The sequence below is a fragment of the Microbacterium sp. LS_15 genome, assembly GCF_041954735.1.
Lineage (GTDB): Bacteria > Actinomycetota > Actinomycetes > Actinomycetales > Microbacteriaceae > Microbacterium.
Map to the genome: position 1 here is coordinate 69,801 of NZ_JAVAYD010000006.1, position 24,885 is coordinate 94,685.

At 69.3% G+C, this 24,885-nt stretch carries 28 protein-coding genes and 1 tRNA gene; 15 read left to right on the forward strand and 14 right to left on the reverse strand.

The annotated features are described in order from the left end of the window. Window positions 1-170: 170 nt before the first annotated feature. From RAC69_RS09645 to RAC69_RS09675, 7 genes are all read right to left on the reverse strand, one after another. Window positions 171-1,022 (reverse strand): siderophore-interacting protein, encoded by an 852-nt coding sequence (locus RAC69_RS09645; RefSeq protein WP_375086635.1) that lies wholly within the window; start codon window positions 1,020-1,022, stop codon window positions 171-173. Beyond that, window positions 1,019-1,837 (reverse strand): ABC transporter ATP-binding protein, encoded by an 819-nt coding sequence (locus RAC69_RS09650; RefSeq protein ID WP_375086636.1) that lies wholly within the window; start codon window positions 1,835-1,837, stop codon window positions 1,019-1,021. Before RAC69_RS09650 ends, RAC69_RS09645 begins: the two co-directional genes overlap by 4 nt. Beyond that, window positions 1,830-2,894 carry a FecCD family ABC transporter permease gene (locus RAC69_RS09655; RefSeq protein WP_375086637.1) on the reverse strand — a complete coding sequence of 355 codons (1,065 nt, stop codon included), beginning with the start codon at window positions 2,892-2,894 and terminating at the stop codon, window positions 1,830-1,832. The genes RAC69_RS09650 and RAC69_RS09655 overlap by 8 nt, the downstream gene beginning before the upstream one ends. Then, window positions 2,891-3,937 carry a FecCD family ABC transporter permease gene (locus RAC69_RS09660; RefSeq protein WP_375086638.1) on the reverse strand — a complete coding sequence of 349 codons (1,047 nt, stop codon included), beginning with the start codon at window positions 3,935-3,937 and terminating at the stop codon, window positions 2,891-2,893. The genes RAC69_RS09655 and RAC69_RS09660 overlap by 4 nt, the downstream gene beginning before the upstream one ends. After that, on the reverse strand, window positions 3,934-4,863 hold the full coding sequence (locus tag RAC69_RS09665) for an ABC transporter substrate-binding protein (RefSeq protein ID WP_375086639.1): 930 nt from the start codon (window positions 4,861-4,863) through the stop codon (window positions 3,934-3,936). Before RAC69_RS09665 ends, RAC69_RS09660 begins: the two co-directional genes overlap by 4 nt. A gap of 71 nt (window positions 4,864-4,934) precedes the next feature. Then, window positions 4,935-5,462: an RNA polymerase sigma factor gene (locus RAC69_RS09670; protein ID WP_375086640.1), complete on the reverse strand. Its 528-nt coding sequence runs from the start codon at window positions 5,460-5,462 to the stop codon at window positions 4,935-4,937. Then, the gene (locus tag RAC69_RS09675) at window positions 5,459-6,049 is read right to left on the reverse strand and encodes a hypothetical protein (RefSeq protein ID WP_375086641.1); all 591 of its coding nucleotides are present in this window, start codon (window positions 6,047-6,049) and stop codon (window positions 5,459-5,461) included. Before RAC69_RS09675 ends, RAC69_RS09670 begins: the two co-directional genes overlap by 4 nt. Window positions 6,050-6,357: 308 nt before the next feature. Between RAC69_RS09675 and RAC69_RS09680 the strand changes: the two genes are divergently transcribed. From RAC69_RS09680 to RAC69_RS09690, 3 genes are read left to right on the forward strand one after another with little or no spacing between them, the layout of a single operon-like run. Continuing rightward, window positions 6,358-6,813: a hypothetical protein gene (locus tag RAC69_RS09680; RefSeq protein WP_341936115.1), complete on the forward strand. Its 456-nt coding sequence runs from the start codon at window positions 6,358-6,360 to the stop codon at window positions 6,811-6,813. 29 nt (window positions 6,814-6,842) lie between these two features. Beyond that, the gene (locus RAC69_RS09685) at window positions 6,843-7,475 is read left to right on the forward strand and encodes an RNA polymerase sigma factor (RefSeq protein WP_375086642.1); all 633 of its coding nucleotides are present in this window, start codon (window positions 6,843-6,845) and stop codon (window positions 7,473-7,475) included. Continuing rightward, a complete protein-coding gene (locus RAC69_RS09690; protein WP_375086643.1) occupies window positions 7,456-8,442 on the forward strand; it encodes a hypothetical protein in 987 nt (328 codons plus the stop codon). Before RAC69_RS09685 ends, RAC69_RS09690 begins: the two co-directional genes overlap by 20 nt. Before the next feature lie 102 nt (window positions 8,443-8,544). On the opposite strand, the gene RAC69_RS09695 is transcribed toward RAC69_RS09690, so the two are convergent. Further along, window positions 8,545-8,627: transfer RNA gene (locus RAC69_RS09695), tRNA-Leu, on the reverse strand. Window positions 8,628-8,829: 202 nt separating this feature from the next. On the opposite strand from RAC69_RS09695, the gene RAC69_RS09700 reads away from it, so the two are divergent. From RAC69_RS09700 to pknB, 7 genes are read left to right on the forward strand one after another with little or no spacing between them, the layout of a single operon-like run. Continuing rightward, window positions 8,830-9,552 (forward strand): DUF3662 and FHA domain-containing protein, encoded by a 723-nt coding sequence (locus RAC69_RS09700; RefSeq protein ID WP_341936121.1) that lies wholly within the window; start codon window positions 8,830-8,832, stop codon window positions 9,550-9,552. Next, entirely contained in the window at window positions 9,552-10,076 is a 525-nt protein-coding gene (locus tag RAC69_RS09705) for an FHA domain-containing protein (protein WP_341936122.1), read from the forward strand. Before RAC69_RS09700 ends, RAC69_RS09705 begins: the two co-directional genes overlap by 1 nt. A 7-nt stretch (window positions 10,077-10,083) precedes the next feature. After that, entirely contained in the window at window positions 10,084-11,379 is a 1,296-nt protein-coding gene (locus RAC69_RS09710; RefSeq protein ID WP_375086644.1) for a PP2C family protein-serine/threonine phosphatase, read from the forward strand. Next, the gene (locus RAC69_RS09715) at window positions 11,376-12,761 is read left to right on the forward strand and encodes an FtsW/RodA/SpoVE family cell cycle protein (RefSeq protein WP_341936124.1); all 1,386 of its coding nucleotides are present in this window, start codon (window positions 11,376-11,378) and stop codon (window positions 12,759-12,761) included. The genes RAC69_RS09710 and RAC69_RS09715 overlap by 4 nt, the downstream gene beginning before the upstream one ends. 1 nt (window position 12,762) lies before the next feature. Beyond that, the gene (locus tag RAC69_RS09720) at window positions 12,763-14,220 is read left to right on the forward strand and encodes a peptidoglycan D,D-transpeptidase FtsI family protein (protein WP_375086645.1); all 1,458 of its coding nucleotides are present in this window, start codon (window positions 12,763-12,765) and stop codon (window positions 14,218-14,220) included. Then, entirely contained in the window at window positions 14,217-15,935 is a 1,719-nt protein-coding gene (locus RAC69_RS09725; protein WP_375086646.1) for a protein kinase, read from the forward strand. The genes RAC69_RS09720 and RAC69_RS09725 overlap by 4 nt, the downstream gene beginning before the upstream one ends. A 55-nt stretch (window positions 15,936-15,990) precedes the next feature. After that, window positions 15,991-17,694 carry a Stk1 family PASTA domain-containing Ser/Thr kinase gene (gene pknB, locus RAC69_RS09730; protein WP_375086647.1) on the forward strand — a complete coding sequence of 568 codons (1,704 nt, stop codon included), beginning with the start codon at window positions 15,991-15,993 and terminating at the stop codon, window positions 17,692-17,694. Between the two features lie 130 nt (window positions 17,695-17,824). On the opposite strand, the gene RAC69_RS09735 is transcribed toward pknB, so the two are convergent. From RAC69_RS09735 to RAC69_RS09745, 3 genes are read right to left on the reverse strand one after another with little or no spacing between them, the layout of a single operon-like run. Continuing rightward, window positions 17,825-18,460: an anthranilate synthase component II gene (locus RAC69_RS09735; protein WP_375086648.1), complete on the reverse strand. Its 636-nt coding sequence runs from the start codon at window positions 18,458-18,460 to the stop codon at window positions 17,825-17,827. After that, window positions 18,457-18,612 carry a hypothetical protein gene (locus RAC69_RS09740; RefSeq protein ID WP_341936129.1) on the reverse strand — a complete coding sequence of 52 codons (156 nt, stop codon included), beginning with the start codon at window positions 18,610-18,612 and terminating at the stop codon, window positions 18,457-18,459. Before RAC69_RS09740 ends, RAC69_RS09735 begins: the two co-directional genes overlap by 4 nt. Before the next feature lie 21 nt (window positions 18,613-18,633). Further along, window positions 18,634-19,428, reverse strand: a complete 795-nt coding sequence (locus RAC69_RS09745; protein WP_375086649.1) for a class E sortase — start codon at window positions 19,426-19,428, stop codon at window positions 18,634-18,636. A gap of 86 nt (window positions 19,429-19,514) precedes the next feature. On the opposite strand from RAC69_RS09745, the gene RAC69_RS09750 reads away from it, so the two are divergent. Continuing rightward, complete coding sequence (locus RAC69_RS09750; protein ID WP_096714156.1) at window positions 19,515-19,754, forward strand: cell division protein CrgA; 240 nt, start codon at window positions 19,515-19,517, stop codon at window positions 19,752-19,754. A 212-nt stretch (window positions 19,755-19,966) separates the two neighbouring features. On the opposite strand, the gene RAC69_RS09755 is transcribed toward RAC69_RS09750, so the two are convergent. Both RAC69_RS09755 and RAC69_RS09760 read right to left on the reverse strand, forming a co-directional pair. Continuing rightward, window positions 19,967-20,866, reverse strand: a complete 900-nt coding sequence (locus RAC69_RS09755; RefSeq protein ID WP_375086650.1) for a rhomboid family intramembrane serine protease — start codon at window positions 20,864-20,866, stop codon at window positions 19,967-19,969. 21 nt (window positions 20,867-20,887) lie between these two features. Then, complete coding sequence (locus RAC69_RS09760; protein WP_341936131.1) at window positions 20,888-21,445, reverse strand: peptidylprolyl isomerase; 558 nt, start codon at window positions 21,443-21,445, stop codon at window positions 20,888-20,890. A gap of 145 nt (window positions 21,446-21,590) precedes the next feature. Between RAC69_RS09760 and RAC69_RS09765 the strand changes: the two genes are divergently transcribed. After that, window positions 21,591-22,103 carry a DNA helicase gene (locus tag RAC69_RS09765; RefSeq protein ID WP_341936132.1) on the forward strand — a complete coding sequence of 171 codons (513 nt, stop codon included), beginning with the start codon at window positions 21,591-21,593 and terminating at the stop codon, window positions 22,101-22,103. Window positions 22,104-22,150: 47 nt separating this feature from the next. Continuing rightward, complete coding sequence (locus RAC69_RS09770) at window positions 22,151-22,612, forward strand: aminoacyl-tRNA deacylase (RefSeq protein WP_375086730.1); 462 nt, start codon at window positions 22,151-22,153, stop codon at window positions 22,610-22,612. Between the two features lie 12 nt (window positions 22,613-22,624). Here the strand turns inward: RAC69_RS09770 and RAC69_RS09775 are convergent, their stop codons facing one another. After that, window positions 22,625-23,047 (reverse strand): NUDIX hydrolase, encoded by a 423-nt coding sequence (locus RAC69_RS09775; RefSeq protein WP_375086651.1) that lies wholly within the window; start codon window positions 23,045-23,047, stop codon window positions 22,625-22,627. A 137-nt stretch (window positions 23,048-23,184) separates the two neighbouring features. Here RAC69_RS09775 and RAC69_RS09780 point away from each other — a divergent pair, with 137 nt between their 5' ends. After that, complete coding sequence (locus RAC69_RS09780; RefSeq protein WP_375086652.1) at window positions 23,185-23,631, forward strand: hypothetical protein; 447 nt, start codon at window positions 23,185-23,187, stop codon at window positions 23,629-23,631. A 52-nt stretch (window positions 23,632-23,683) separates the two neighbouring features. Beyond that, window positions 23,684-24,799 (forward strand): M24 family metallopeptidase, encoded by a 1,116-nt coding sequence (locus RAC69_RS09785; RefSeq protein WP_375086653.1) that lies wholly within the window; start codon window positions 23,684-23,686, stop codon window positions 24,797-24,799. Window positions 24,800-24,885 lie beyond the last annotated feature (86 nt).

Sequence of the window (24,885 nt, forward strand, 5' to 3'; positions counted from 1 at the left end):
GCCTGACCGGCTCGACGCCGTCGGCGGGACACGATGCGAGCCCGGGTGCGTGCGCGAGCGACTTCGCTATGGCGCCAGCTTGGCCCGATATACCGGTTGTGCGCAAGCGGCAGGTGCAGAGTCGGTCGACGGCTGCGCCGAGGGTCCGCGAGGGATCTCCAGACTCGACCTCACCCCGTGAGCGGGCCGCCGACGCGCCAGTAGCCGAGGAACGCGACCTGCTCCTTCGGCACCCCGACGCCGGAGGTGAGGAGGCGGCGGGTCCGCGTGGTCGTGCCCGTCTCCCCCGCGATCCAGGCGTAGAACCGCGGGTCGTCCTTCACATCCGATCCGTGCTGGGCGGCCCAGGCGGCGACGGTCCGCTCGGCTCCGGTCGGCTCCGCGCCGCCTCGCTCGACGATGTGGATGCCGACGCCGTCGCGCAGCGAGGCCGACACCGTGTCGTCGGCGGGGTCGTCGCATTCGAGCACGACATCGACGCGGGTGTCGGCGGGCAGAGTGTCCAGGATGTTGCGCACGGCCGGGTACGCCGTCTCGTCGGCCACGAGCAGGAACCGCGTGGCATCGCCCGGCACCCAGTGCAGCCCGTACCCCGTCCAGCCCATCCGCTGATCCGGGCCGGTGATGACGGCCGGGTCGCCCGGCTGGGCTGCCGCGGCCCACGCCGAGGCCGGGCCCGCCGGGTCGTGGAGATAGAAGTCCACGTCGAGCTCGCGCTCCACCGATCGGATGCCGGCGGGCGTGTAGGTGCGGAGGACGTTGCGCTGATCCTCGGGGAGAGACTTCCAGCGGGCGTACCAGTCGGACGGGTGCGGTGTCGGCTCGTCGAGCAGGCCGAACTCGGCGAGGGATCCGTCGGCGAAGGGCAGCACGAGCTTGATGCGTTGATCGGTCCCCCACTCCGCGAAGTGGGCGAGGTCGTCGCCCGTGAACGTCAGGCGGACGAACCGAGGGCTCAGCACCCGGCGGGCCGCGACGGTCACCCGGAAGGCGCTGTACGCCCAGGGACGCTCGGGGGTCATGGTGTCTCCGTTCGTGAGGTGCCGCGCAGCGGCACGACGAGAGGGCCGCCCGTGACGGGATCGTCGATCACGACGTTCGCCAGCCCGAACACCTCGTGCACCCGCTCGCTGGTGATGACATCAGCGGGGGCGCCCTCGGCGACGATCCGCCCCTCGCGCATCGCGATGATGTGCGTGGCGTAGCGGGCGGCGTGGTTGAGATCGTGCAGCACGGCGACGATCGTGCGGCCTCGACGGTTCAGGTCGGCGAAGAGCTCCATGAGGTCGACCTGATGCGCGATGTCGAGATACGTCGTCGGCTCGTCCAGGAGGAGCAGGTCGGTCCCCTGCGCGAGGGCCATCGACACCCACACCCGCTGGCGCTGACCACCGGACAGCTCGTCGACGGTCCGCTCGCGGAGGTCCGTCGAACCCGTCCATTCGAGGGCCTCGCGCACGGCATCCTCGTCGCTCTCCGACCACTGACGGAACATGCTCTGGTGCGGGTAGCGCCCGCGCGCCACGAGGTCGGCGACCGTGATGCCGTCCGGGGCCGTCGCGCTCTGCGGCAGCAGTCCGATGCGGCGCGCCACCTCCTTGGCCGGGTAGCCGGCGATGTCCGCTCCGTCGAGGATCACCGTGCCGCCCGACGGGCGGAGCAGCCGGGACAGCCCTCGCAGGAGCGTCGACTTGCCGCAGGCGTTCGCGCCGATGATCACGGTGAACGACCCGAGCGGGATCTCGGTCGTCAGATCGTGCACGATCTCGGCCCGGTCGTAGGAGAGGGTGATGTGCTCGGCGCGCAGCCGCGCGGAGTCGGGAGCGAGGTCAGGCACGGCGACGGATCTCCAGAACGATCATGAGGACGAGGTAGGCGCCGCCCACCGAGACGGTGACGACGCCGACGGGAAGAACGACGGGGAGCAGCAGGTGCTGCGCGACGATGTCCGACGCCAGCAGGAGGACGGCCCCGACCAGAGCCGACAGCCCCGGCGACAGGTACGGCGTGCGGGCGAGCAGCCGAGCCACCTGTGGCGCCGCGAGCGCGACGAACGCCACCGGACCGGCGACCGTGGTCGCCGCGGCGACGAGCACCACGCCGATGAGGAGCGCCGCGCTGCGGACCAGCGCGGGGCGCGAGCCGGTGGCGGCGGCGACGTCGTCGCCGAGATCGAGCTGACGGAGCCGCGGTCCCAGCCCGGCGGAGGCGAGCACGAACGGCGCCGCGCAGACGAGGGCGGTGACGAGCGTCTCGGGGGTCACACCGTTCAACGACCCGGCTCCCCAGGCGGACGCGAACATCGCCGTCTCCAGCTCGATCTGCAGCAGCATCCAGGTGTTGAGGGATGCGAGCATCGCCGAGACCCCGATGCCGACGAGGATGAGCCGGAACCCCTGCACCCCGCCGCGCGCCGCGAAGAGCCAGATCACGGCCGCGGCGGCGACGCCTCCGATCAGCGCGCCGGCGGTGCGAGCCGACGGACCCGGCGAGACGAACACCAGGGCGACCAGCATGCCGGTGAAGGCGCCGTTCGAGAGCCCGAGGATGTCGGGGCTGGCGAGCGGGTTGCGCGTGACGCTCTGGAACAGCGATCCGGCGATCCCGAGGAGAGCGCCGACGGAGACTGCGGCGAGCGCACGCGGCAGCCGCCATTCGAGCACCACCGTGCGATCGAGGGCGTCGCCGCCGCCGAGCAGCACGGCGACCACGGCATCCGGGCTCAGGGGGAACGAACCCATCCCGAGCGAGAGGACCAGCAGCACGACCAGGGCGACGACGCACGCCGCCGCGACCACCAGGCTGCGCACACGCAGCGGCAGGCGGACCGGGCCGAGGCGCAGCAGGAGTCGCCGGGGTCGGGCCGGGCGGAGCGGCAGAGGGGCGGAGCTCACAGCGCACGCGTCTTCCGTCGGCGCGCGAGGGCGATGAGGACGGGGGCTCCCACGAGGGCTGTGACGATGCCGACGGGCACCTCGGCGGGCGCGATGATGACGCGGCCGAGAACGTCCGAGAGCAGCACGATGACGGGCGCGAGCGCCGCGGAGAGGGGGATGATGACGCGCTGGTCGACGCCGAAGACTCCGCGGATGACGTGCGGCACCATCAGGCCGACGAACGAGATCGGACCGGCGAGGGCGGTGGCCCCTCCGGCGAGGAGGGTGACGGCCACGATCACGCCGACGCGGATGCCGGTGACGTTCGCCCCGTGGCTGCGGGCGATGTCCTCACCCAGACTCACGGAGTTCAGCCCCGGCGCGAGGATCAGCGCGACGAGGAGCCCCGCGGCGAGGAACACCAGCACCGGCAGAGTCTCGGTGACGCTGCGGCCGAGGAGTGATCCGGCGTTCCAGCTGCGCATCGAGTCAAAGGCGTCGGGGTCGCTCAGGGTGAGGCCGGTCGTGATCCCGGAGAGCACGGCGCCGAGCGCGACCCCCGCGAGTGTCAGACGGATCGGGTCGGCGGCCCCGCGCCCGGATGAGCCGACGAGGTACACGGCGACGGTCACGACGAGAGCGCCGAGGAACGCCAGCCAGATGGACTCGGATGCCGTGCGCAGCCCGAGGAGCGAGACGCCGAGCGCCACCGCGAGCGCCGCGCCCGCGTTGACGCCGAGGATCCCGGGGTCGGCGAGCGGGTTGCGGGTGAACGCCTGCACGAGCGCGCCGGCGACGCCGAGGGCCGCCCCCGCGGCGATGCCGACGAGCGTGCGAGGGATGCGCAGTTCGAGCAGGACGTACCGGCTCTCGGGGGTGCCCTGCCCCGCCAGCGTGCTCCACAGGTGAGAGAGCGGTAGAGGATTCGCTCCGACCGCGAGGGAGAGCACCACCGCCAGGACGAGCGCGGCGCCGAGCAGGAGGAGTCCGACGAGCGGCAGTGCCCGACGGCGCCGTCGGGGCGGGGCCGCTCGTGACCCCGCCCGCGTGGATGCTGTCACCGCTTCGCTTCGAGGTGCTTCTCGATGTCGTCGAGCACGGCGTGCGCGCCCTTCGGCCCCACGCCGGCCACCCAGTAGCTCGTGTGGACGAGGGTGACGGAGGGGAACGCCGAGGCGTTCTGGGTCACTGCTGCCGGGATGGTGCTCTGGTCATCGACGTCTGCGGTGGTGACGAACACCTCGTCGGCCGTCGCGTCGAGGATGTTCTCCGGCGAGATGTCGGCCTGCAGTCCGTCGGCCCAGTCCTGTTCCGGGATCGTGTAGCCGACGCACTCGAGCAGGCTGCCCGCGAACGAGATCGGGCCGTAGAGGCTCAGCGTCGTCTCGTCACGCGGACGGATCAGCTGCACGGTCTGACCGTCGACGTCGTACTGGTCGCTGAGGTCTGCGCAGCGCTGGTCGACGTCGGCCAGCAGATCGGCGACCTCGTCCTCTTTGTTCAGGGCCTCGCCGATCAGCAGCGCGTTGTCACGCCAGGGGTCGGCCTGCGTCTCGATGAAGACGGTGGGGGCGATGGCCGAGAGCTGCTCGTAGAGCGCGGAGTGGCGCGCTTCCGTTCCGAGGATCAGGTCGGGCTTGAGCGCGGCGATGGCCTCGAGGTCGGGCTCGGGCACGGTGCCGACGGCGTCGACCCCGTCGACGCCCAGGTACGACGGGGTGGAGGCCACGTTGGATGCCACGGCGGCGCCGACCGGTGTGATTCCCACAGCCACGGCGGTGTCGAGCTCCAGCGGTTCGAGGGTCACCACGCGCTCCACCTCGGTCGGCACCTCGGTCGTGCCCCGCGCGTGCGTCACCTCGTGGACGTCACCGGCATCATCCGTGGCGGGCGATTCCGCGCCGGCCGCACATCCCCCGAGGAGGAGGATCGCGGAGGTGCTGAGGGCGAGCAGCGGAAGCGCGGAACGTCGAACGCGTGAGGGCACGGCGGAGGCCGTTCTCTTCTGTGGTTAGGTAATGCTAACCAAAGAGAACACCCCGAAGTCAAAGCGAGAAGCTACGGCCGCTCTGCGACGGCGTCGCTGCGCGTCGCGTCCAGTGCGACGCGCAGCCGGTCCCGTGCCCGAGACAGACGCGACCGGGCGGTGGATGCGTTGACTCCGATGATCGTGGCCGCCTCGTCGGAGGAGAAGCCCTCCCAATAGGTGAGCCGTACGAGTTCTGCGTCGCCGACAGAGAGAGCTCGCAGCGCGAGCTGCACCTCGAGCGCTGTGTCGTCCCACTCCGGCGCCGCCCAGGTGCGCGCGTCCTGCACCAGGCGATCGACCGCGGCCGAACGACGCGACAGTGAACGCCGAGTGCCACGGAGGACGTTGTGCGCCGCCGCGAAGAGCCACATCCTGCCCTCGGTGGGGTCGCCGGGAACTCGGCGACGGAGCTTCCACGTGAGGAACAGCAGTTCGCCGACGGCCTCGGCAGCGTCGGCGTTGTTGAGGAGCCGACGCTGGAAGTACGACATGACGTCGTCGATGTTGGCCCGCACGAGCGCGTCGATCCGCGCCCGTAGATCATCGGGGCCGCTCATTGGCATCCCTGGGCCTGGCTGAACAGGCTGACGTATCCGTCGTCGCCGTCCGGCGAGAATCCTCGGGCCTCCAGCTCGGCGAAGAGCAGGCCCGCAACCGTCTGATGCATCGCCGACTGCACGATGTCCTCGTCGGTGTAGTGGAAGACCCCGGGCGTGCCGTCGTCGTACGGCTGATCGTTCTCTGCCTCGAGTTCAGCTCTCGCCGCCGACGTGTCGAGGGACTCGAGGTCCAGTCCTGACACGAACCGTCGCGCCTGCAGCACCACCTCCGCGTCGACGGCTGCGCCGTCCGGCTTCACGACGAGGCCCGCGAAGCAGGTCTGGCCGTTCGGCCCGGGGATCACGTACACGGCATCGGCCGTCCAGCCCCACGGCGTCTGCGTGCCGTTTCCCGCTACCGCGACGGTCCCGCCGCCGATGAGCGCCAAGGAGACGGTCGCGCCGGCCACCCACACCCGCGACCGGCGACGGCGCCGCCGACGTGCGTCATCGAGCACCAGGATCCCGCGCTCGGCCAGTGCGACACCCGTCGAGACGCGCGGGGCGGCCGAGCGGAGTCGCGCGTCGAGGTCGACCTCGTTCATGGGAGAGTCCCTTCTGAGAGAAGCATCACCCAGTACATGGCCGCTCGGGCGAGATCTGTCCATCGCATCTGCCCGATTCGCGGGGTCGACGGCTCTCTGGCCTGCCGCGAGAGAATTAGGACCTCTCCTCCGAGGAACACCCCAGCTGGGTCCGCAACATTGCGGAAGAGATGTGTCAGGAACTCGCTGCACGCGCAAAGAGGTGGGCGCTGGCGTCGCGCTTTCGCGCGGATACTGAAATCGCAGGGGCCGCTGGCGGAGCAGATGCCGTGGCCCGGCCCTCTCACACCCCGACCCCGGGAGGCATCATGAAGCGCACGATCACCGGCGTCATCGCACTCGCCTTGGCCCTCACCCTCACGCCGGCCGCCGCGAACGCTGACGCAGACGACCTGCACCCCGATGTCGAGTACGCCCTGGAGGCGGTGCCGGGAGGTATCGCCGTCAGCGACACGGCGGCGGTGTGGCCTGCGCTCGGAATGATCCTGGAAGCTCAGTCGCCGTTGCAGCGGGCGGTCGGCAGCTGCGCCACCGGCACGTACTGCGCATATGCGCTGCCTGGCCTTCGCGGAACGAAGCTGACCTTCACCGTCTGCACCAACGTTAGCACCGCCGCTCTTCAGACGGTGGGTTCGATTGCGAACGGCCGACTCTCGGGTAGCGTGCGCGCTCGCAACAGCTCGGGTACGACTCTTGCCACTGCCGGACCGAACGGCTCGGCCAACGTCTCCGTCGGCACCACCAACCTCCTCTGCACGCTGTGATGCCGGGGTAGCCTGAGAGGACGAGCAAGATGAGTGAGGCGTCGGTGATGATGGGGGCAGGCCTCTTCGACAACCTCCGTGTCGTCCTCGCCGGCTCCGAGAGCCTCTCGGCGATGCCCCCGTCGCGTTCCACCGCTTCCGCTCGCTCCGCAGAGCCCGACAAGGCCGTGGTCTTCAGGGAACTCTTCGACGCACACTGGCAGCTCATCCATCACCATGTGTCCTGCTTCCTCGAGAACCGGGAGGAGGTCGATGAGATCACCGCCGAGGTCTTCGTCGTGGCGTGGCGGAAGCTGCGCCCGCAGAAGCCCATGGGCCTGCGCTGGTTCATCCGCACTGCCGACAACAAGGTTCGCGACGTCGACCGTCGCGCTCGGTCGCGCGGGCGGGCGCTGGACGCGCTGAGCCGTGGGCTCCAGCATGCGAGTGAGCCGATCCATCCGTTGGAGGCGCTCGCTCTGCGTGAAGCGATGAAGTCCCTGAATGCCCGGGAACGCCAGGTCGTCGTCCTCACATACTGGGACGGCCTCAACGCCGGGGAGGCCTCGGAGGTCCTGCGCTGCAGCACGGCGGCGGTGTGGACAACGCTGACCCGAGCGCGAACGAAACTGCGCACGCAGCTGGAAGCGAAGGAGGCCGGCGATGAACGTCTCCGACGATGAGCTCGACCGGCTGTTCCGAGCGGCGAACCCTGCGACGACCGAGCGCTTCGCCGCCCTCACGGCGCGCGAGATAGCCGTTCGCGAAGGCATCATCCGGGGTACCTTCGAAACCTCCCGCACACGTCGGCGCCGCTCGGGCTGGGCGTGGGGCGGTCTGACAGCGGCTGTCGCATCCATCGCCGTCGTCGCCGTCATCGCGGTGAACGTCCTCGGACCAACTCAGTCGGCAGTCGCGCTGACTCCCGCACCGCTGCAGTACGCGAACGCTCAGCCATTAAGCGCTGTGGTCTCCGATGCGCAGCAGAGGCTCGATATGCCAGACGACGTCGTTCAGCAGTCGCGAGTGAGAACGGTCGGCTGGGGCTGGGACATCGACATCGCCGAAGAACACGTCGAGGTCGTCCCCCAGGAGGCGACCTTCGAATGGTCGCCGGAGACAGGATCGGTGAGCACTGTCGTCGCCGCAGCGTCCTACTGGGCTGACGGTGAGCGGCCGAAGGGCATCACTCCCAGCCCATACGAGCCCGGCGACGTCATCAGCGAGGTTGTGACAAGTGCCGAGGATCTTGATATCCCGACGGGCGTCGTCACCCTGAAGGGGTCGAGTCGCGAGGAGCTGTTCTCGGCGCTCGCTGATCTCGGAGCGACGCCCGAGTCGTCGTCCGGAGAACTCCTGCTCGCCATCGGTCAACTTCTGAGCTACTGGACGCTGACCGACGAGCAGCACGCGACGCTGATGCGCATGCTCGTCGATGCCGGCGGCGTGACCGTTCTCGGCGAGACGAAGGACAGACTGGGCCGCGAAGTGATCGGTCTTCGTGTCACCGATGACGACAGCAACTACCGCAACACTCTCCTCGTCTCCGAAGACACGGGCCGAATCGTCGGGATGGAGAACGAATTGACGACGCCGATGGAATTCATCCCGGCAGGTGTCGTCGGATACACCCTGTGGGACGTCGAGTAGGGACCGTCCCCGCGGCACTCATCCGCACTCGACCACAGCCCCACGGTCGATGAATGCGAAAAGCCCGGTCGGATCTGCAATCCGACCGGGCTTTCTCGACTGTGCGCGAGGGGGGACTTGAACCCCCACGTCCATACGGACACTGGCACCTGAAGCCAGCGCGTCTACCATTCCGCCACTCGCGCGAGTCGTCTCGTTCCGAAGAACTCAACTTCGCAAGGCTATCACGCGCTCCACCCCCTCACGAAACCGGCCGCGGCACGGTTCTCCCCGCCCCTCGCAGCCCGCCGTCCTCCGAGAAATCGGGTGCCGAAGACCCGCGGAACGGCGTACATCCAGGTCACCTGGCTACGATGTCCCTACCGGTCGGCATGCCAGAGGAGCCCAGTGGGACTACTTGACAGCTTTGAGAAGGGTCTCGAGCGCGCTGTGAACAGCGCCTTCGCGAAGACCTTCCGCAGCGGCATCCAGCCCGTGGAGATCGCTTCGGCGCTTCGGCGCGAGGCGGATACCAAGGCGGCTGTGGTCAGTCGTGACCGCATCCTCACGCCCAACAGCTACGTGGTGCGGCTGAGCGCCGACGACGCCGAGCGGATGCAGGGACTCGGCGGTGCGCTCACCGACGAGCTGCACGCGCTTCTGACGAAGCACGCGAAGTCGCAGGGCTACAGCTTCGCCGGCCCTCTCTCGATCACGCTCGAGTCCGACGACATCCCCACCGGAACCGTGCGCGTCAGCTCGGGCACCGTCGAGGGCCGCGTGAACTGGCAGGCAGTGATCGATGTCGACGGGCGTCGCCACTCGCTCACCCGCGCCCGCACGGTGATCGGCCGGGGCTCCGACGCCGACATCACGATCGCGGATGCCGGATCGAGCCGCAAACACGTCGAGGTGCTGTGGGACGGCGAGCGCGCCATGATGCGCGACCTGGGATCCACGAACGGCACGAAGGTCAACGGCACGAAGGTCCGGGAGGCAGCTCTGCCCACCGACACGACCCTGACGATCGGCCGCACCGACCTCGTCTTCCGCATCGTGCCGGTCGCGGCACCTTCGCGTCCTGCCCGCCCGCGCGACGACGACGCGACCCGCGCGTTCGGAGCGATCTGATGACCACCCCCAGCGAGCTCGTCCTCCTTCTCATGCGCATCGGCTTCCTGGTGCTGCTGTGGTTCTTCGTGTTCGGAGTGGTCTATTCGCTGCGCGCCGACCTGTTCGGCATGAAGGTGCGCAAGCTCCCCGCAGACGGCGATGCCGCCGCGGCATCCCCCTCCACTCCCCCGGCACCGGCCAAGCGCCCCTCGTCGGCGAAGGCGAACACCGGACCGGCGACCGTCGCGACGGCCAAGCGCCTCGTGATCACATCCGGTCCGAAGGCGGGCCTCGAACTGGCGCTGGGCACCGACACTCTCACGATCGGCCGCTCCAGCGAGTGCGCGCTCGTGATCCGCGACGACTACACGTCCAGCCACCACGCACGACTGCTGCTGCGCGGCGACGCCTGGGCCATCCAGGACCTCGAATCCACGAACGGCACGTTCGTCGCCGGCAACCGTGTGACGGGCGGCCCCGTCGCACTCGGCCTCGGCGTTCCCATCAAGGTGGGCGCCACGACCTTCGAGCTGCGAGCCTGACCCCGGCATGGTCTTCGAAGGCTCGAGCGCCGCGATCTCCCATACGGGCAAGGTCCGCTCCAACAACCAGGACTCCGGGTACTCCGGGGCGAACCTGTTCGTCGTCGCCGACGGCATGGGCGGCCACGCGGGCGGTGATGTCGCGTCGAGCATCGCCATCCAGCGGCTGCAGCCGCTCGACCAGCCGTACTCCTCGACCGAAGACGCCCAGGCGTCGCTGCAGGCGGCCGCGACGACCGCTGCGGGCGATCTGATCCGCGCCGCCAAGGATCGCCCGGAGCTCGCTGGGCTCGGGACGACCCTCAGCGCGATCATCATGGTCGACGACTACGCGGTCATCGGCCACATCGGCGACTCGCGCATCTACCTCTACCGCGACGACGCTCTGACGCAGATCACGGCCGACCACACCTTCGTGCAGCGGCTCGTCGACTCGGGGCGCATCACACCGGAGGAGGCGCGCTACCACCCGCGGCGTTCGGTGCTGATGCGGGTGCTCAGCGACATGGACTCCGATCCCGAGCTCGACATGTTCGTGATGCACACGCAGCCGGGCGATCGCTGGCTGCTGTGCTCCGACGGGCTCTCGGGCGTCGTCGATGAGGCCCACATCCTCAAGGCGATGCGCCTCGGTCTCCCTCCCGGCCGCACCGCCGACAACCTGCTCAAGCAGGCTCTCGACGGCGGCGCCCCCGACAACGTCACGATCGTGCTGGTCGAGGTCGGCGGTGCGCACGCGATGCACTCGGGCACGGCGACGATCGTCGGCTCGGCCTCGAACCCCGCGAACATCACGGTGCCCCCGGTGCGCGCACCGCGCAGCAGCTGGCTGCACCCGGTGCGCCAGGCCGCGAACGACCCCAGCCACTTCGAGCCATCGTCGGAATACCTCGAGGAGCTCATCGAAGAGGACCGCCGCCGCGCCAAGCGCCGCCGGCTCGGCTGGATCGCCGGGATGCTGGTGGTCCTCGCCGCGCTCGCCTTCGCCGCCTTCGCGGCCTACAGCTGGACGCAGACGCGCTACTTCGTCGGCGCCGACGAGGACAGCGTCGTGATCTACCAGGGCGTGCAGCAGAACATCGGGCCGATCACGCTGTCGACCCCGCTGCAGGACACCGACATCCTCCTCGCCGATCTGCCGCCGTACCAGCGCGACTCCGTCGAGCGCACGATCACTGCACGGTCGCTGTCGGATGCCGAGGCCATCGTCGCCCGCCTGCAGGCAGGCGCCGACCGCGTGACCGGCGAGACGCCGCTGCCGACCCCGGTGCCCACGCCGACCACGACGGAGGGCGAGGGATGAGCACCGACGTCCAGGCCGACACCACCGTCATCAAGGCGCTCCGCCGACTCCGGATGCCGCAGACGCAGCGCAACCGCGAGTTCTGGCTGCTGCTCTTCGCGGTCGTCATCAGCGGCGCGTCGCTCACCCTCGTGCAGCTCGGTGCACTCGGACTGATCGACCCCATGATCCTGGCCATTGGCGGCGGCCTCGCCGTGCTGGCCTTCGCCGTGCACTTCGTGCTGCGCGCCGTGGCGTCAGACGCCGATCCGTTCGTGCTGCCGATCGCGACATTGCTCACGGGTCTGGGCATCGCGATGATCTACCGCATCGACATCGCGAAGGCCCTCACCGGGTGGAACGCCTACTCCACCAAGCAGCTCGCGTGGACGGCGATCTCGCTCGCCGGAGCGATCACGGTCGTGATCATGCTGCGCAACTACCGGGTGCTGTTCCGGTACACGTACATCTTCGGCCTCACCGGCATCCTGCTCCTCCTGCTGCCGTTCGTACCAGGACTGCGCATCCCCGATGCCAACGCCCAGGTGTGGGTGTCGCTGGGCGGTATGTTCGCGTTCCAGCCGGGCGAGCTCGCCAAGATCAGTCTCGCGATCTTCTTCGCCGGCTACCTCGTACGCACTCGCGAGAGCCTCACCTCCGTCGGCACGAAGGTGCTCGGCATCACGTGGCCGCGCATGCGCGAGCTGGGCCCCGTGCTGGTGGTGTGGGCGATCTCGCTCGGAATCATCGTGATCCAGCGCGACCTCGGCACCGGAACCCTGATCTTCGGCATGTTCGTGGCGATGCTGTACGTCGCCACCGGCAAGACCAGCTGGGTCCTGATCGGCCTCGCCCTCGTCGCGGCGGGCGTCGCCGTGGCGACGCAGATCCTCAGCTACGTGCAGGGGCGTTTCACGAACTGGCTGTTCCTGTTCGACCCCGACAAGGTCGACCCTGACGGTGCGGGGTTCCAGCCGATGCAGGGCCTCTTCGGGCTCGCGCACGGCGGCCTCCTCGGCACCGGCTGGGGTCAGGGCCGCCCCGAGGTCACTCCCCTCGCCCACAGCGACTACATCATCACGAGCCTCGGCGAGGAGATCGGGCTGATCGGCCTCTTCGCGATCCTGTGCCTCTACATGGTGTTCATCAGCCGCGGCATCCGCATCGGCCTCGCCGGACAGGACGACTTCGGCAAGCTGCTCGCCACCGGCCTCGCGTTCACGATCGCGCTGCAGGTGTTCATCATGGTCGGCGGCGTGACCCGCGTCATCCCTCTGACCGGTCTGACGACGCCGTTCCTCGCGGCCGGTGGATCGTCGCTCGTCGCGAACTGGCTCATCGTCGCGATCCTGCTGCGCATCTCCGACGGCGTGCGCAGCCAACCGAGGACGGTGATCGGCTGACATGACCAAGGAGCTCCGCCGCCTCAGCATCGTGATGCTGTTCATGTTCCTGTCGCTCTTCGCCGCCACCAGCTGGATCCAGGTCGTCGAGGCCGACGCCCTGGGGCAGAACAGCAACAACCGCCGTACCCTGCTCGACAGCTACGAGATCCAGCGCGGGTCGATCATCGTCGACGGCGTCGCGATCGCCACATCCGTGCCGTCCGACGACAAGTACCAGTTCCAGCGCGTCTACACCGACGGCGCGATGTGGGAGCCGGTGACCGGCTACTTCAACCCGGCGCTGCAGTCGGCGACCGGCATCGAGCGCGCACTGAACGCCGACCTCTCCGGCACCGGATCGAGCGCGTTCTTCTCCGAGATCGAGCGCATCCTCTCCGGACAGCCGCAGGCCGGCTTCAGCGCCCAGCTCACGCTCGACGCGGCCGCGCAGAAGGCCGCCTACGACGCGCTGCAAGGGCTCGAGGGCGCCGTGATCGCGATCGAACCGAGCACCGGTCGCATCCTCGCCATGGTCTCGACGCCGGGCTTCGACACGAACGCCCTCGCGACGCACGACGCGGATGCCGCCAACGCGACGTACGACCAGCTCGACGCCGACCCGACGAAGCCGCTCTCGAACCGCGCGATCGCCGGCGACCTGAACCCGCCAGGGTCGACGTTCAAGCTCGTCGTCGCAGCCGCCGCCTACGCCTCCGGCGAGTACACGCCGGACTCCGCACTGCCGAACCCCGCCCGCTATCAGCTCCCCGGCTCGACGAACACCGTCGCGAACGCCTGGGGCGGCACCTGCGGCGACGGCGAGACCGTCACGATCTCCGAGGCCATCCGTCTCAGCTGCAACATCCCGATGGCGGAGCTCGCCGTGCAGCTCGGCGACGACCGGATCCGCGAGATGGCGGAAAAGTTCGGCTTCAACCAGAGCTTCTCGACCCCGCTCGAGTCGACGGCGTCCAGCTATCCGCGGGCCCTCGACGACGCGCAGACCGCGCTCACCGGGTTCGGGCAGGGCAAGGTCATCGCGACCCCCCTGCAGATGGCCATGGTCGCCGCCGGGATCGCGAACGACGGCGTCGTCATGAACCCGCGCCTGATCGACTCGGTGATCGGCAACGACCTCTCGGTCGTGCGGTCCTACGACGACACCGAGTTCGGCCGTGCGCTGGAGGCGGACGTGGCCGATCAGGTGACGGCATCCATGGTCGCCAGCGTCTCAAACGGCGCAGCGCAGGGTGCAAGAATAGACGGGGTCGACGTGGCCGGTAAGACCGGCACGACCGAGAACGGGAACGACAGGCCGTACACGCTGTGGTTCACCGGTTTCGCGCCGGCGGACGACCCGACGGTCGCAGTAACGGTCCTCGTCGAAGACGGCGGCGGACAGGGGCAGTCAGGATCCGGCGACACCATCGCCGCCCCGATTGCAAAGAAGGTCATAGAGGCGGTGCTGGGCAGATGAGACCGACGCAGGGTGTGTCGTTCGGTGGTCGCTACGAGCTGCAGTCGCGAATCGCGATCGGCGGCATGGGCGAGGTGTGGGAGGCGACGGATCACGTCATCGGACGCACCGTCGCGATCAAGATCCTCAAGGACGAGTACATGGGGGACCCCGGGTTCCTCGAGCGGTTCCGCGCCGAGGCGCGCCACGCCGCGCTCGTCAACCACGAGGGCATCGCCAGCGTGTTCGACTACGGCGAGGAGAACGGCAGCGCCTACCTCGTCATGGAGCTCGTGCCCGGCGAGGCCCTGTCGACGATCCTCGAGCGCGACGGCTCGCTGAGCGCCGACAAGACGCTCGACATCGTCGCGCAGACGGCATCCGCTCTCCAGGCCGCACACGCGGCCGGTCTCGTGCACCGCGACATCAAGCCCGGCAACCTGCTGATCACGCCGGACGGACGCGTCAAGATCACCGACTTCGGCATCGCGCGCATCGCCGACCAGGTGCCGCTCACCGCGACCGGCCAGGTCATGGGCACCGTGCAGTACCTGTCGCCGGAGCAGGCCTCGGGTCACCCGGCCTCCCCCGCGACCGACATCTACTCGCTCGGCATCGTCGCTTACGAGTCCCTCGCGGGCAAGCGTCCGTTCACGGGCGAATCGCAGGTCGCGATCGCGATGGCGCAGATCAACGAGCAGCCCCCGCCGCTGCCGCCCACCGTGCCGATCCCGGTGCAGAACCTCGTCATGGCGATGATCGCGAAGAAGCCGGCCGACCGTCCGTCGTCCGCCGCGACCGTCGCCCGCGCAGCCCAGGCCCTGCGCCGCGGCGACCTGAACTCCGCGGCGATCGCCGTGCCCGCGATCGCCACCGGCGGAGTCGCGGGAGACGACGCGACCCGGCTGCTCACGGCATCCGGCGACGACGGCGCCACGCGCGTCCTCCCCACCACCGCTCAGGTCCCGACCGAGGCAGCGGCTGAGGAGGAGGCGGAGAAGAAGAAGCGCAGCCGGTGGACGTGGCCCCTGGTCGCGCTCATCGCACTACTCGTCATCGTTCTCGGCGGCACGATCTTCGCGCTCATGAACCAGGGCGACGGGGATGCCGATCCCACGCCGTCCCCGTCGATCTCGTCCGCACCTCCGGAGACGCCGACGCCCACGCCGACGCCCACCGAGACGCCGATCAACGTCGACTCCCTCGGGCTCGTCGGCCTGTCGTGCCAGGAGGCGCTGAACAGGGCAACGGAGGCGGGACTCCTCCCCCAGTGCCGCGTCGGCAACACCCCGGCGCCGTCCGACGACCTCGTCGACGTCGTCGAGACCGTCGACCCGCGCGGAACACTCGAGAAGGGCGACGCGATCACCCTCGTCACCTACGCCCCGCGCGTGGAGATCGGCGCACCGGGTTCGGCGCCCAGCCTCTCGGGCACCCCGCAGGCGGGCAAGCAGATCGCCCTCAACTGGACCGCGTTCTCGTGCCCCTCCGGCGCCGGCACGGTCAGCTCGTACGAGGTCACGATCACGAACGCGACGTTCAGCGACGGCAAGACCACCCGCGCCTTCGTCCCGGGTGAGCTGAGCACCCAGATCACTCCGGCCACCGACCCCGCTCTGCAGGTCACGGCGACGTACCGCGCGTTCTGCGGCGACCGCCCATCGGGCAACTCGCCGCAGCTCACCGCTCAGATCACTCCGGCCGATGGTGCCGGCGGCGAGGACACAGGGGATTAGGGGTTTCCACGCCGTAGGCTGAGCACTTCATCAGGTCGTATCAGGGGGTCAGTACGTGTCGACAGAGCCACGCGTTCTCGCGGGTCGCTACCGTGTCGACGAGCTCATCGGGCATGGCGGAATGGCCAAGGTCTACCGCGGTTACGATCTGACGCTCGGTCGCGCGATCGCGATCAAGATCCTCGACCCCGATCTGGCTCGAGACACCGCGTTCCGCACGCGCTTCCGCCTGGAGGCGCAGTCCGCGTCGCGCATGTCGCACCCGTCGATCGTGCGGGTGTACGACGCCGGCGACCCGTCCAGCAGCACCGGTGACGGATCCGGTGAGCCGCCGTACATCATCATGGAGCTCATCAGCGGCACGCTGCTGAAGGACATCATCGCCCGCGGGCCCGTACCCGTGGACGACGCGGTGCGGTACGTCGACGGAATCCTCGAGGCTCTCGACTACTCGCACCGGGCCGGTGTCGTGCACCGCGACATCAAGCCGGGCAACGTCATGGTCACCGACAAGGGCCAGGTCAAGGTCATGGACTTCGGCATCGCCCGCGCGGTGTCCGACTCCTCGTCCACGGTCGCCGAGACGACGCAGATCATCGGAACGGCCGCGTACTTCTCCCCCGAGCAGGCGAAGGGCGAGCCGGTCGACGCGCGCGCCGACCTCTACTCGACCGGCGTGGTGCTGTACGAGCTGCTCACCGGGCGCCAGCCGTTCCGCGGCGAGTCCCCCGTCGCTGTCGCCTATCAGCACGTCAGCGAGACTCCGGTGCCGCCGACCGAGGTCAACGAAGACGCTCCGGCCTCCCTCGACCCCATCGTGCTGCGCGCGCTCGCGAAGGATCCGTACCAGCGCTACCCGGATGCCGCGCACTTCCGCGCCGCACTCGACGCGGCCGTCTCGGGTCAGGCGCCCAGCCGCAAGGAGATCGGCGCGCTCACCAGCGAGCTGTACGGACCGAGTCCGCGCCAGGCGCAAGAGACGGCACGGTCGCTGCGGCAGCTGAGCACCGACACCACCATGGCCCGCACGCAGTCCGGTCCCCCGGTCGCGTGGATCTGGGCGGGTGTCGCTCTCCTCGCCGTGCTGCTGGCATCGGTGCTGTTCTGGGTGTGGACCATCAGCATGCGCCCCGACGACATCCCGTCGAGCTCCCGCACGGTGCCCGACCTCGTGAACGTGTCGTCGGAGCGCGCGCAGGAGGATCTGAACGAACTCGACCTCACCGCGAAGCTCGTGCTCGAACCGAGCAACGACATCGCCGAGGGCAACGTCACCCGCACGGATCCCGAGGGCGGGACGACGGTGAGCGAGGGCGACTCGATCACCGTGTACGTCTCCTCCGGCAAGGAGACGGTCGTCGTGCCGACGCTCGAGGGCCTGTCTCTCGCCGCAGCCAGGGACGCACTGGCTCAGGCCGGTCTGGAACTCGGCACCGTGATCCAGCGGAACGACAAGGGCCTCGCAGCAGACACCGTGATGGAGGCGAGCGAGGCCGCCGACACCGAGGTCGCTCCGAAGACCGTGGTGAACCTCGTGGTCGCCAGCGGACGCGTGACACTGACCGACGTCTCCGGATGGACGATGGATGCCGCGACCGCCGAGCTCGAACGGATCGGCCTCACCGCCAGCCCCGTCGAGCTCACGGACTGCCCGCCGACGAACCCGCCTACGGTCGCCTCGATGTCGGTCGCACCGGGCGACGTGCCCGTCGGGTCCACCGTCGAGCTCCGTTACTGCGCCGCCGCCGCGGACGGCTGACCGCCACCCGCCTCCCCCGGGTCGTCGACTCAGGGGCTCAGCGACCCTCCCCCGGGTCGTTGAGCTTCGGGCACAGCGGCCCTCCCCCGGGTCGTTGAGCGAGGGAGCGAAGCGACCGAGACGAAACGCGCTACGCCCGCACGAGCGGATGCAGTCGTTCGGCGCGGGCCACGGCATCCGCATCGCCGCACTGTGCGAGCCAGTTCGCGAGCAGGCGATAGCCGCCCTCGGTGAGCACGCTCTCGGGGTGGAACTGCGCGCCCACCACGGGCAGGGTCGCGTGGGCGACGGCCATGACGGTGCCGGTGTCGGTGCGCGCGGTGACGACGAGCGACTCCGGCAGCGATGCCTCGTCGAGCGCGAGCGAGTGATAGCGCCCGACGGCGAACGGGGAGGGGATGCCGTCGAACAGCGCCGACCCGTCGTGCCCGACCTGCGAGACCATGCCGTGCATGAGCTCGGGCGCTTCGGTCACCGGGGCGCCGAGGGCCTCCCCGATCGCCTGATGGCCGAGGCAGACGCCGAGCAGCGGCAGACGGATGGCCATGGCGATCCGAGCGGCGTCGAGGCTGGCCCCGGCATCCGCGGGCGTCCCCGGTCCGGGTGACAGCATGAGGCCGTCGAAGCGGGGCAGCAACTGTTCGAGGCCGGCGGCGTCGACGGCATCCGCCTCGACCATCTCGACCTCGGCGCCGAGCTCGCGCAGGTATCCGACGAGGGTGTGCACGAAGCTGTCGTGATTGTCCACGACCAGCACCCGGGTCATTCGAGGTCGACCTCGCCGGGCGCGATGATGGGGCTGATCCAGGGGAACACGAACCAGAACAGGGCGTAGAGCACGGCCGTGATGAGCACGAGCAGGATGAACAGCTTGACCCACCACGGGCCGGGCAGCAGGCGCCAGAGTGCGGCGTACATGATTCCTCTCGGTCCCTTCGGTCAGATCGACGGCGCGGCCGGAGGCGGGGGCGGGTCGGTCAGCGCCTTCGGGGGTCCTTCGGCGCGGGGCTGGAAGCTCTCGAAGACGCCGTAGGCGACGATGCGCTCGGCGAGCGAGTAAAGCGGCGAGCAGGCGGTGAGCGTGATGTACTGCTCGCCGGTCTGGGCACCGGGGATCTGCGGGACGTCGAGCAGCACGTCGGTCTGCGTCGGCTTCACGTACTCGAGCGTGCGGAAGCGATAGGTGAACCAGCCGTCGATCGTCTCGATGACGATCGCGTCGCCGATCTGCAGCTTGTCGAGTTGGTTGAACGGCTTGCCCCAGGTCGTGCGGTGCCCGGCCATCGCGAAGTTGCCGACCTCGCCGGGCATCTTCGAGTTCGTGTAGACGCCGATCCCGAGCTTGTCGAGCGTGCGGGCGCGACTGGTGCCCCCGAAGATGCCCACGTTGTACTCGGATCCGAAGCGCGGGATGTGCATCTGGCCCAGCTGCTCGGTGTCGGCGGGACGCGCGGGGATCACGGGCTGGTACGCCGTGGTGCCGTCCGGCCGCTCGAACGTCTCGGGCAGTGCGGGGGGCGGGGCCTCAGCCCACTCGCGCGACACCGCCGCGCCCTCGTCGTTCTTCTGCGCGCTGATGATGATGTCGCCGATCCACATCTGCCACGCGACGAACAGCAGCACGAGCACACCGGCGGTGAGCAGCAGCTCCCCCAGCACGCTCGTGAAGGTGGCGCGCGATCGAGGGCGACGGCTACGGCCACGTCGCTCCCCCGAGACGACGGATGCGGTCATGGCGAGATCCTATCCCTCCGGCCTGTGCACGGGGCCGGAAGCCTGCTTTCTCGCGGGAACAAAGGCGACCTGGGTACAATGTCGGCATGGCCCGAGACCCGAAGACCGAAGAGCCCGACGCACCCCGCGCCGAGGGCGAGTCCGCCCCCAACGCCGTGTGGTTCAAGCCGGTGATGATCGGCTTCATGCTGCTCGGTCTCGCCTGGATCCTCGTGTTCTACATCTCTGGGATGCAGTTCCCGATCCCCGGCCTCGACAACTGGAACCTCGCGATCGGTCTCGGCATCGCTCTGATCGGCTTCCTGATGACCACCCGCTGGCGCTAGATCGCCCCGCTCACGCACGAAGGCCCCTCGTATCGCGAGGGGCCTTCGTCGTCCTAGGACTCGCGCGGACCCGCGGTGGACGTTCCTCTCCACACGTCTCCACAGTGTCTCCACAAGGTCACCACAGAGTTATCCACAGGGTTGTTCACACCTGGGGATGAATTACACCCGTGTTATTCACACCTGTTAACGAACCTGTTAACAACCGCTGATCAGGAGTAGATCGACCCGATGAGCAGGGGAGGGATGAACGCGACGATCACGAGGAGGGCGACCGCCACGGCCGCGATGAGTACGATCTGCCACACCCGCTGATCGCGGCGGCGCGTACGGGTGAGGATGAACGCGACCAGCGCGCCGACGAGCGCCCCGCCGAGGTGCGCCTGCCAGGCGATGCCGCCGATGAAGAACCCGACGACGAAGTTGATGCCGAGGATCACGAGGATGCCGGTGACGTTGGCGCCGATGTGGCGGCCGACGATCAGCAGGGCGGCCATGAGGCCGAAGACCGCGCCGGAGGCGCCCACGGTGAACACTCCCGGGGCGAGCAGCGCGACGGCGACGGAGCCGCCGAGTCCGCTGATGAGGTACAGCGCGAGGAAGCGCACCCGGCCGAGCATCGGCTCGAGACTCTGACCGAGCATCCACAGCGCCAGCATGTTCAGAGCGAGGTGGATGAATCCTCCGTGGGCGAAGACCGCGGTGAGCAGACGCCACGGCTCGAACGGGAAGATGGAGAACTGCGGGTAGAGGAAGAAGGCGTTGAAGCGCAGCGCGTCGGTCAGGACCTCGCCGATCCCCGGGGCCAGCTGCAAGAGGCCGATGATCGTCGTGATCAGCATCAGGGCGTAGGTCACGACGGGATTGCCGCTGCGCACGGCGGCAATGGTCGACGAGCGCCCGCCCCAGCGGCGTTCGGCCCGCTTCTGGGCGGGGGTGCGGTTCTTGCGCTCCTCCTTCATGCACTCCGGGCAGATGACGCCGACCGCGGCCGGGGTCTGGCATTCGCCGCAGATGGTGCGGAGGCACCGCTGGCAGAGCACGAAGCTCTGCCGATCCGGATGCCGGTAGCAGAAGTTGTCGCGGTTGTCCGCGAACTCAGGCGTGGTCATCCGGATCGGCCAGCCTCGGTGTCAGGCCGCGACGATGTCGATCGACTGCAGCACGACCGGCTCGATCGGACGGTCGCCCGCCGCGGTCGGCACGGCGCCGATCGCGGCGACGACGGCCTTCGAGGCGTCGTCGGCGACCTCGCCGAAGATCGTGTGCTTGCCCTGGAGCCACGGGGTGGGGTCGGTGGTGATGAAGAACTGCGAGCCGTTGGTGCCCTCGACCTCGCCGGTGATGGCGTTGCGGCGCAGGCCGGCGTTGGCCATGGCGAGGATGTAGGGCTCGTTGAAGTTCAGGTCGCCGTGGATCTCGTCGTTGAAGGTGTAGCCGGGGCCGCCGACGCCCTGACCGAGCGGGTCGCCGCCCTGGATCATGAAGTTCGGGATGATGCGGTGGAAGATGACGTCCTTGTAGAGAGGACCCTCGCCCGGCTTGCCGGTGGCGGGGTCGGTCCACGACTGGGTGCCGTCGGCGAGGCCGATGAAGTTCTTGACCGTCTTCGGGGCGTGGTCGCCGAAGAGGTTGATGACGATGTCACCGTGGTTGGTGTGCAGGGTTGCGACGTGAGAAGCGTGAGGCATGCTGTCATTCTCGCAGAGCTTCCCGTGTGCGAGCCTCGATCTAGCGCTGATCGTCGCTTGACGCAAGGCCTCGGTGATTCCCTCGCCCCTTCCAGGGTGGCGTGGCAAGATGGGGAACCCGTACTCCAAGCGACAGGAGAGCATCGTGAGCATCAGCCGCAAGCGGAAGAAGGAACTGCGCCGTCTCCAGAAGGAGGCCAACCAGCTCTGGGAGAACCAGCAGGTCCTCGTCGGCCACGCTGCCGATGTGGCGCGCGAGGCGGGGCGCCAGCTCGGCAACTTCGGGCGCGAGCAGGTCGGTCCGGCCGTACAGCACACCTATGACCGCCGCGTGGCGCCGGTCGTCGACCAGGGCGTGCGCTTCGGTAAGCACGTCGTCGACGACAAGGTCGTTCCGATCGTCGGTGGTGTCGTCGGCAGTGCGCTGACCGCCTGGGATGTCGCGAACGCCAAGCGTCACGGCATCGAGAAGAAGATCGAGAAGAAAGTGCGCAAGGCCACCAAGCCGCAGAAGAAGGGCCCGGGTCTCGGCTCGGTCATCGCCCTGGTTCTCGGCGCGGCCGCTGCGGTCGGCGTCCTGTACGCCGCCTGGCAGGCCCTTCGTGCAGACGACGAGCTCTGGGTCGCCGACGACCCGCTGTCCGCCCCCGAGGCGTGACCGACTTCGAGTCCCCGGCCGCCGAGCCGGCGGACGTGCACGCCCGCGTGCGTGAGGCCGCCGCTGCCCGCGATCTCGACATCGAGATCCGCGAGCGGCCGGCGGCCCGCAGTCTGTTCGAGGCGGCCGAACTCCTCGGCATCCCTCCGGAGGGCATCGTGAAGACCCTCGTGGTCAAGCGATCCGACGACACGTACCTGTTCGCGCTGGTTCCGGGCGGGCGCTCCATCTCGTGGGCCAAGCTGCGGGCCGTCGTCGGGGTGAATAAGCTCCGACTCCCGGAGGCCGAGCTCGCGCTCGCCGCCACGGGCTACGAACGCGGCACGATCGTTCCCATCGGCAGCACCACCGACTGGCCCGTGTACGCCGACGAGACGATCGTCGGTCAGCGCATCGCGATGGGCGCGGGCACGCACGGCTACAGCCTCTTCGTCGACGCCGACGATCTCATCTCCGCGTACGGTGCGACGGTCGCCGACATCTCCGTCCCCGAGGAGCCCCGCGGCTGAGAACCCTGCGCGTCAGAGGAGACCGGCCATGCGCAGCGAGATGTCGACGAGCTTGACCCGCTGCAGGCCACTGATCGCCTCCACGGGGAACCACTCCGCCATGTCGGTCGAGCCGTCGGTCTCGTACTGGAGGCGCCCGCCCGACACCGTCGCACGGTACACGATGCGCAGGGTGTGCAGCGGCTGATCCGACTTCTGGACGCGCTGCGAGGCGGGGATGACGCGCGAGTGTATGCCGAGCAGCTCGCCCACCTTGACGGTGTAGCCGGTCTCCTCGCGCAGTTCGCGCCGCACGGCCGCTTCGGGAGCCTCGCCCGGCTCGAGACCGCCACCGGGCATGGTCCACGCGACGCGGCGCCCTTCGATCCAGCGCGCGAGCAGCACCCGCCCGTCGTCATCAGTGACGACTGCGTATGCCGCGACACGCATGTCCATGCGTCCCACCCTAACCGCCGAGGAATGCGGAACGTCGGGTTATGTCGACGCTGATCGATCACGAATCGAGAAGCGACGTCCAGCGGCCACTCCGTAGGGTGAACTCATCACGACCGACCTGAGGAGAGGAGCCGACGATGGCGGAGAAGGACACGGGGTTCAGCGCGGAGGAGCGCGAGGCGATGAAGGCGGCTGCGTCCGACAAGCGCACGGCGCGATCGCGGGCGAAGAAGTCGCCGGAGGAGGTCAGGGCCGAGGGCGAGGCCGATCTCAAGGCGGCGATCGCGAAGCTCAGCGACGATGATCGGGTGATCGCCGAGGGCCTGCATGCACTCGTATCGGAGGCGGCACCGGAACTGATCCCGCGCACGTACTACGGCATGCCGGCGTGGGCGAAGGACGGCAAGGTGCTGTGCTTCTTCCAGCCCGCGAGCAAGTTCAAGACGAGGTACGGCACGTTCGGCTTCGAGCACCCGGCCCACCTCGACGACGGCACGCTCTGGCCCACGGCCTACGCCGTGCTCGAGTTGGATGAGGCCAATCGCGAGTTCCTCGCGGAGCGCGTGCGCATCGCGGTGAGCTGACGGCCGATCGCGTCCGTTCCGCGGCGGATCGTCGCGCACTAGCGTGGATGCCGTGAGCACAACGCCCTTCCCCGCATCCGTGTACGCCGCCCGACTCGACCGGGCATCCGCCCTCGCCGCGGACGCCGGTCTCGACGCGATCATCGTCGGCCCCGGTCCCGACCTGCAGTACCTTGTGGGCGTGGAGGGCGACACGATCGAGCGTCTGACCGCGCTCGTGCTCGGACCGGGTATTGCGCCGACCGTCGTCGTTCCGCGCATGGAGCTCGCGAAGGTGCGCAGCACCGCCGTCGGCGAGCTCGGCCTCGCCGTCTCCGACTGGATCGACGGCGACGACGCGCACGCTGTCGTCGCCGATGTCCTCCCCGCGGCCACCCGCGTCGGCGTATCGGACGCGCTGCCCGCCCTGCACGTCATCCCCCTCGCGGATCGGCTCGGCCTGCGCCTGGAGCTCGCCACGCCCGTGCTGCGTGAAGGACGCATGATCAAGGATGCCGACGAGATCGCCGAGCTGCGCCGCGCCGGTCGCGCGATCGACGCCGTGCACCGCCGGGTTCCCGAGTGGCTGCGCGCCGGACGCACCGAGCGCGAGGTCGCGGCGGACATCGCCGAGGCGATCATCGCGGAGGGGCACCGCACGGTCGAGTTCGTGATCGTCGGATCGGGCCCGAACGGCGCCGACCCGCACCACGAGGTCTCTGACCGCGTGATCGAGGACGGCGACGTCGTCGTGGTCGACATCGGGGGAGCGGTGCCGAGCGGCTACAACTCCGACAGCACCCGCACCTATGTCGTCGGCACGCCCGACCCCGCGGCGGCCGAGCGCATCGCGGTGCTCGTGCGGGCGCAGCAGGCCGCCGTCGACGCCGTGCGGCCGGGAGTCACGGCCGAGCAGGTGGATGCCGCGGCGAGGACCGTGCTGACCGAAGCCGGTCTCGGCGACGCGTTCCTGCACCGCACCGGTCACGGCATCGGCGTCTCGGTGCATGAGGAACCGTACATCGCGCCGGGCAACGACCTGGTGCTGCGCGAGGGCATGGCGTTCAGCATCGAGCCGGGGATCTACTTCGCGGGGGAGTGGGGTTCGCGCATCGAGGACATCGTCGTGGTGACGGCCGACGGATGCGAGCGACTCAACGTCGCCCCGCACGGCCTCACGGCCGTCTGACGGGGGCGGCACCGCGGCATCCGTCGTCGTCACCTCGTCCGTTCGGGGGGATCTCCGGGTCGGGAGGAGGGATCGCTGCGATTCCT

What these genes read in the sequence shown, in the direction of transcription:
- RAC69_RS09645 (WP_375086635.1), bottom strand. Translation starts at nt 1,022, where the DNA reads ATGACCCCCGAGCGTCCCTGGGCGTACAGCGCCTTCCGGGTGACCGTC.
- RAC69_RS09670 (WP_375086640.1), bottom strand. Translation starts at nt 5,462, where the DNA reads ATGAGCGGCCCCGATGATCTACGGGCGCGGATCGACGCGCTCGTGCGG.
- RAC69_RS09675 (WP_375086641.1), bottom strand. Translation starts at nt 6,049, where the DNA reads ATGAACGAGGTCGACCTCGACGCGCGACTCCGCTCGGCCGCCCCGCGC.
- RAC69_RS09680 (WP_341936115.1), top strand. Translation starts at nt 6,358, where the DNA reads ATGAAGCGCACGATCACCGGCGTCATCGCACTCGCCTTGGCCCTCACC.
- RAC69_RS09685 (WP_375086642.1), top strand. Translation starts at nt 6,843, where the DNA reads ATGAGTGAGGCGTCGGTGATGATGGGGGCAGGCCTCTTCGACAACCTC.
- RAC69_RS09690 (WP_375086643.1), top strand. Translation starts at nt 7,456, where the DNA reads ATGAACGTCTCCGACGATGAGCTCGACCGGCTGTTCCGAGCGGCGAAC.
- RAC69_RS09705 (WP_341936122.1), top strand. Translation starts at nt 9,552, where the DNA reads ATGACCACCCCCAGCGAGCTCGTCCTCCTTCTCATGCGCATCGGCTTC.
- RAC69_RS09710 (WP_375086644.1), top strand. Translation starts at nt 10,084, where the DNA reads ATGGTCTTCGAAGGCTCGAGCGCCGCGATCTCCCATACGGGCAAGGTC.
- RAC69_RS09715 (WP_341936124.1), top strand. Translation starts at nt 11,376, where the DNA reads ATGAGCACCGACGTCCAGGCCGACACCACCGTCATCAAGGCGCTCCGC.
- RAC69_RS09720 (WP_375086645.1), top strand. Translation starts at nt 12,763, where the DNA reads ATGACCAAGGAGCTCCGCCGCCTCAGCATCGTGATGCTGTTCATGTTC.
- RAC69_RS09725 (WP_375086646.1), top strand. Translation starts at nt 14,217, where the DNA reads ATGAGACCGACGCAGGGTGTGTCGTTCGGTGGTCGCTACGAGCTGCAG.
- RAC69_RS09735 (WP_375086648.1), bottom strand. Translation starts at nt 18,460, where the DNA reads ATGACCCGGGTGCTGGTCGTGGACAATCACGACAGCTTCGTGCACACC.
- RAC69_RS09740 (WP_341936129.1), bottom strand. Translation starts at nt 18,612, where the DNA reads ATGTACGCCGCACTCTGGCGCCTGCTGCCCGGCCCGTGGTGGGTCAAG.
- RAC69_RS09745 (WP_375086649.1), bottom strand. Translation starts at nt 19,428, where the DNA reads ATGACCGCATCCGTCGTCTCGGGGGAGCGACGTGGCCGTAGCCGTCGC.
- RAC69_RS09750 (WP_096714156.1), top strand. Translation starts at nt 19,515, where the DNA reads ATGGCCCGAGACCCGAAGACCGAAGAGCCCGACGCACCCCGCGCCGAG.
- RAC69_RS09755 (WP_375086650.1), bottom strand. Translation starts at nt 20,866, where the DNA reads ATGACCACGCCTGAGTTCGCGGACAACCGCGACAACTTCTGCTACCGG.
- RAC69_RS09760 (WP_341936131.1), bottom strand. Translation starts at nt 21,445, where the DNA reads ATGCCTCACGCTTCTCACGTCGCAACCCTGCACACCAACCACGGTGAC.
- RAC69_RS09775 (WP_375086651.1), bottom strand. Translation starts at nt 23,047, where the DNA reads ATGGACATGCGTGTCGCGGCATACGCAGTCGTCACTGATGACGACGGG.
- RAC69_RS09780 (WP_375086652.1), top strand. Translation starts at nt 23,185, where the DNA reads ATGGCGGAGAAGGACACGGGGTTCAGCGCGGAGGAGCGCGAGGCGATG.